5 protein-coding genes are annotated in these 5,765 nt (G+C 41.7%); 2 read left to right on the top strand and 3 right to left on the bottom strand.

Translation table 11 applies throughout. The annotated features are described in order from the left end of the window. A partial coding sequence (locus tag F6K38_RS33870; RefSeq protein ID WP_287359482.1) for a type II toxin-antitoxin system PemK/MazF family toxin occupies nucleotides 1-289 on the top strand: 289 nt, incomplete at its 5' end. Nucleotides 290-701: 412 nt separating this feature from the next. Here the strand turns inward: F6K38_RS33870 and F6K38_RS43705 are convergent. Both F6K38_RS43705 and F6K38_RS33855 read right to left on the bottom strand, forming a co-directional pair. Then, on the bottom strand, nucleotides 702-3,623 hold the full coding sequence (locus F6K38_RS43705; protein ID WP_008185105.1) for an AAA family ATPase: 2,922 nt from the start codon (nucleotides 3,621-3,623) through the stop codon (nucleotides 702-704). A gap of 45 nt (nucleotides 3,624-3,668) precedes the next feature. Next, nucleotides 3,669-4,955 carry an AAA family ATPase gene (locus tag F6K38_RS33855; protein WP_008185103.1) on the bottom strand — a complete coding sequence of 429 codons (1,287 nt, stop codon included), beginning with the start codon at nucleotides 4,953-4,955 and terminating at the stop codon, nucleotides 3,669-3,671. A gap of 81 nt (nucleotides 4,956-5,036) precedes the next feature. On the opposite strand from F6K38_RS33855, the gene F6K38_RS33850 reads away from it, so the two are divergent. Then, the gene (locus F6K38_RS33850; RefSeq protein ID WP_131827178.1) at nucleotides 5,037-5,279 is read left to right on the top strand and encodes a hypothetical protein; all 243 of its coding nucleotides are present in this window, start codon (nucleotides 5,037-5,039) and stop codon (nucleotides 5,277-5,279) included. On the opposite strand, the gene F6K38_RS33845 is transcribed toward F6K38_RS33850, so the two are convergent. Beyond that, a complete protein-coding gene (locus tag F6K38_RS33845; protein ID WP_287359479.1) occupies nucleotides 5,244-5,663 on the bottom strand; it encodes a hypothetical protein in 420 nt (139 codons plus the stop codon). The genes F6K38_RS33850 and F6K38_RS33845 overlap by 36 nt on opposite strands. Between the last annotated feature and the right edge of the window lie 102 nt (nucleotides 5,664-5,765).

Below are 5,765 nucleotides of genomic sequence, written 5' to 3'. Positions count from 1 at the left end.
CGATCCCACCATTGGTTTTGAAATTAAGAAGACTCGCCCTTGTGTGATTATATCTCCTAATGAGATGAATCAGTATATTAAGACAGTGATTATTGCACCAATGACGACAGCGAAGCGAAATTATCCCACACGAGTTAATTTAACTTTTAAAGGAAAAGAAGCACAAGTCGTTTTAGATCAAATTCGGACGATTGATAAGAGTCGCTTAATTAATAAGCTAGGAAAGCTTCCTGAAGAGATTGGTAATCAGGTAGTTGATACTTTAGTGGAAATGTTTTCTAGGGATTAGCAAAGATATCGAGCCGATTGCGTTCCCGTAGCGGCTCCATTCGCGTAGCGTTGCCCATTCGCGTAGCGTTGCCTTTTGGCCAAGGCCAAGGAGCATCGCACTGGGTGCATCTCCTAAAAGTTGTTTGACCCAGCTATCATCCCACTATTTTGCTGGATACAGGCTTATTGGTGGCTTTCTATGATTCAGCCGATCAACATCATGGTCAGGTGGTATCGCAAGCAACCCTTTGAACGAGTCTTTCGTCCTTCTTCTAATATAAGCGCGTTCCGGTAGCGTGGCCTACGGCCAATCGCTTTTTTCAAAACCTTTAGCAATTGTGTTCCCGTAGCGGCTCAATGCTCGCCCATCGCTTCTGTGAGCTACAAAGAATTTTTTCCTACTCCCTACTCCCTACTCCCTACTCTCTCTCCTATTCCTTACCAAATATCCTTTGTCCAAGGTTTAACCTACTTCTTGCTTTGAATTCCTCTGCTTCTCTTAACACAGGATTAATATCAAACCAGCGCTCACCCTGATAGTGATATTCAAAGACTAACATACTTTTAAGTAGGATTTGATACTCTTCTTCTCCTCTTACATTTTTATGTTTTGCTACCTGGTTCAATAACTCCCACTCATCATCAGTAATGGTTGAAATTAAATAATTATCTCTTTCCTTAATCACCTCTTCCAAACACCTTTGGGATAAAGGTGGGTCTTCTTCCCGAAGACAATTGCTGAGAAGTCCTAGCAAGTTCCGTACATGACCACCACTAATTGCACACAGTCGATCGAGAGTTGCAGGACTATCAAAAATTTCTGAGATTGCCTTAAGTCGTTCCTCTGGAGGAAGGTTAGGAAATGCTCTTGCTAAAATCACTTGTCGCATTAGGGCCATTCCTTCATGACACTCGCTACCATCTCGTAGTCTTACTGGAATCATCGGTAAAACTTCGGGATCTGTTCCAAAGTAATTTCTTAGCTTTTCAAACTCTTTTGAGAAGGTTAATGCCATTGGCATGGTATAAACTACATGGCAGCTTAGCTGCTTGAACTGCTCTGCTCGATCGATAAACAGATGCTCTTGTTGATTACGCCCGGTTGTAGGCATTAGCCTATCCATCACTCGGTCAAGATTATCGACAATTACCACTAGCCCTTCCTTTCCTCTTTGTTTTAATTCTTCTATCCCAGGCTGTATTAGCTCAATATTGATTGCTTCGATAAGACTACTTACACCTGGCTCTAGATACTCTCTTAGCTGACTGCGAAGCGTGGGATTTTCTTTAGCTTTAGCAGTGATTTTACCAATACCAAAAGATAGGCTAAAACTCTCTTGATCATCTAAATCTAAGGACACTGGTGTTTTCAATAAATCCGTGACATCTGCCAGAATCTTTTTAAATCCTCCCGGTCTTTTGTTTATACCAGCTTTTTCCAAGTTCGCACTGATGTTACGGGCAATGGATAACAAGATATCAGTCACATCAGCATCTGCCATGTCAATATCTTGACTAGACCCAAAGTAAACGGTATGAAATCCTTGTTCTTCCAATTCCGCCTTAAGTCTCAACAATTCTGTAGTTTTACCGCAGCCAATATGACCGGTAAAAAGTTGACAGGTTGGTTCATCTGGTGAAAGGAGAGTAATCGTCCGCAGCAAACTATTAAACTGGTTACCACGCACCGCAGAAAAATCTATATAGTATCTCTGATCCTCAGCATACCCTACGTTAATTGTTTTTCCAGGATTTGAAGCCCTGTATAATCGCCTAATATCTAACCCTGGCTGATGTAATCTTTCTTGATAGGTTTCAATTTCTTTTAGTTTATCCTGAGCTAACCCATTGTCAGGTTGAATTATCAGTATTGGCGCAAACTGCTCCTTGGCCAGTTCAAACTTTCGTTGAGTCATTAAATATAGGCCGTAACCTTGGAGCGATCGCACATAGTCTTCTTCTACACGATTTGAATCAATCTGATAGGCTCGTTTGTAAAGCTCTACTGCTTTACTAAAATCTCGGGTTTCCAAATATCCCTCAGCTAGCTCAAACAGAGCCTTGAAGTAGTTGGGATTGATTGACAACGCTTGCTCATAAAGGGGAATGGCATTTTTCAACAAGTTGTAGCCCTGTAAATCAGTGGCTGATTGGTAGACGCTCTCTGCTGCTGGTTCAAGCTTTTCCAATTCCCAGATCTCCCGTTGGAGAGGATGTTGCTTAACTAACCAACGACGTACCAATTCAACTTTCACCCGATAGCTATCAGCAGTTTGGGATAATAAATTTAACCCTTGTGCAATATCTAAAAAATCCCATTCAAGCAGTTGGTTCTCCGCCTGTATTAATGACTTGGTTTCAACAACGCCATACTCTTTCAGAATCACCAATGGTTCTTCCACAAACTGATCGTCTCTTAAATCAGCTCTTTTCTGGGCTTCTGCAACCGCTGAAAATATTACCCGTTCCGGGATTGGCAGCCCTTCTCGAAACCAGGGCAATCCTCCCCCACCAAGTTCAATGGCCTGATCCACAACTGCTTTAACATCCCCAGGAGTAATCTGGTGTTGAATTTTGGCTCGTAAAAACACTGCATAACATAGCAATTGAGTGCAATAGGGATGCCCTGCGGACAAGTCAATAATTGCTTGTATTGAATCCTGGCTATAGACTAACGACCCTTTAGCTGGCTCAGTAATCAACTTTTCCGTATCTTGGAGACTAAGTAAGCCAATTTTATAGGTTGGTGCTCTTCTGAATAAGCTCAGCAGCTTTGTTAGATCATCCGGCTGACGCCCTATCACTGGGATGATCACCAGTTGCTTATGTTGAGTTAACAGAGATTGTAAATAAGGAAAAAAGGTTTGAACTGAAGAAGTTGGATCATAGCTATTCAAGACATCAAACTCGTCCAACATTAGTACTATAGTCTTTTCCCCTAAACCCTGATAAATTTCAGGCAAAAAATTCTGGGAGAAGATACTGGGATTGCTGGCTAAATCTGCTTCACTTGGTAGTTTACCATAGTCCAACTCTAGCTTAAGGTGATTGAGCAGGTGATTAATAATTGTCTCAGCCAGGAGATGCAATACATTGCTGAGGGCTAAGTGCCCTTTGTCTTCAAGATTAAAATAGATGAAGACAAATTCTTCAGATTGAACAAGGTTGGGAATCTGTAAAAGAACCGATGATTTACCAATCCGTCTTTGACCATGCAACAGGATAACCCTTTCACCCTGGTTTAAATTATCCTCGACAAATTGGATCAAGGTTTCTCTGCCAAAGAAAGACTTTGGCTCAGAGATAGCTGAACCAACAATATAAGGATTTCTCCGAACTGTTGCTGTGGTCATATCAATCTTGGTGATTTGCGAAAGGTTTCCTATTTGTGAAAGTGATTAGCTTTTAATTGCTCCTTTCGGTATAGCAGCCATGACCTTACCAATCCATTCAAATATATCTGGTATTTTATCTTTATTTTTCCAGATTAAACGAATTATCTCTTTAACCTTTTCTGCTTGCTTATGACTCATCAAGTTAAGAAAAACCTTCTGACGCTCTTGTAATTCGGTTTCGGTACTGTTTTGAATGTTTTTAACCACCCACCATTCCATTAGTGATGAAGCAAAGGAGTAAGTCGCTTTACCGGCTTGCTCTTCTCGTTTGATGATTCCTCTCGTTTCTAAGGCATTCAGTTCTATCTCTTTTTGGCTAAAAATAGTCTCAATGCCCCTCAGAGCATAGCGCTTATCGGATAATCGACCTTCTAAACTTGACAAAGCAATTAGCATCAGTAAAATCTTCTCTAGGTCATTGCAAAGCTCCCAGGTAGCTTTAAAAAACTGTTCAGTTGCACTTAGAAAATCTCTGGCAAAGGTCTTAGGGTCAGGTACTCGATTAGCTCGCAATTCTTGATAGAGAAGATAACCAGCATTCTGTAGCAAGGCGGGATTTCCATCAGCAATTTCCCGAATTCCGTCTCGTAAAGCTGGTGTGATTGGCATACCAAGTAGTAGGGCAGCCACTTCGTTATCAGTAAATGGCTTGAGTGGTTGAAATAAATAATGGTTATACCAAGGAGATTTATCTGGGGTGAGTTGAGGTCCCAATTCACTCAGACGTCGAGACGATGCTACAATCATTGAGATATATTTCCTTTCGATACCAGAATTCGCAATACTGCGACATTCATTCACAAAGGCTTCAATATCAGCTTCCTGGTAACCGTCGTTTGTACGCAAAGCAACATCGTAGTCATCCACTAGCAATAGTAAAAATTTGTGGGATTCTCCAAGCTTACGTAATAGCTGGCGTAGATGACTGGAAGTGAGGTTGTCTTGATCAAGGAATTGGTCAATATCAGTCTGTAGCGTTGGATTACTGTCTAGTTGACTTTTTATCTCGGTCAAGATTTGTCGCCAGAAGCTATCAGCATTAAACGGTTGAATACTTAGGCAATTTAGAAGTACAATTACTGCTGCTTCTGGATCTTGGCCTTGTAGGTGCCAGACCTCAGGTGAGGTCAATAGTTCTAAGAAGGAAGTCTTGCCAATTCCAGGTCCACCCCAAACTGCCAGATTACCACGACTAGAGATTTGATCGAATGCTATTTCAATCTGAGACTCTCGTCCCACAAAGCGTTCTGGGAGAACGGGTTGTCCTACGGTAAAGGGGTTTTGAGCCATGGTGATGGATTCTGAAAGTGTTTCTTAAGCGGCTATTGTGTCTATCTTTATTATGGCCAACTTCCTTAGCTAGGTTGTGCCATGGCAAAACGTTATTTTATTCCACACATCTTACTTTACCAGATTCTGGTTGGGATTTTTTGCGTTCGCGTAGCGGCTCTTACCGAGCATCGCACTTCCTCTCCCCCCTGTTGCCTATGCCCTGCTCCCTATTCCCTGCTCCCTGCTCCCTGCTCCCTAAAACCCAATAATTTTTGCCTCACCCAATTCAAAACTTCTATCGTTCAATCAACTCTCCATCAAAATCAACCTCAAAGCATCTAACTCCACATACCATGGCTCAGGCCAAGCTTTAATCTGATGCCATTTTTCCTTAAAAACTTCAGCTTGGAGGTGGTATTGTTGAGGATTCCTAGAAGGAGTATATAAATTCAGATAAAGTGTAACTCGGTGCTGGGTTTCACTCATCGTCACCAGCCAACAGGGAAACGTATTGTCGTGATTTGGCTCTTTTAGAAATCTCAAATGATGGGCACGGATGCCAACATAGGCTAAGGATTTCCTGATCGGTTCCACCACTGAGAGACTACAGTTCCAGTCCAGGGCTTGAATTTTTTGGTGGTCAATGATTTCAACCCGAGAAAAGTTTTTACACTCCGTTAATTGTGCTACTCTAAAACTAGGAGGATGCTCACTCAATTGAGACAAAGATAAAAGATTACCTTAGGCCTATTAGCACAATCAGAAGCCCTAACCGCTACGGAGTTGATGAAAAAATTGAAACTCGAAAACTCCAAAGAGCTAAAAAAA

The sequence above is a fragment of the Moorena sp. SIO3B2 genome, assembly GCF_010692525.1.
Lineage (GTDB): Bacteria > Cyanobacteriota > Cyanobacteriia > Cyanobacteriales > Coleofasciculaceae > Moorena > Moorena producens.
The sequence above is the reverse complement of the archived record's forward strand: the minus strand, read 5'-3'. Positions and strand labels throughout refer to the sequence as shown.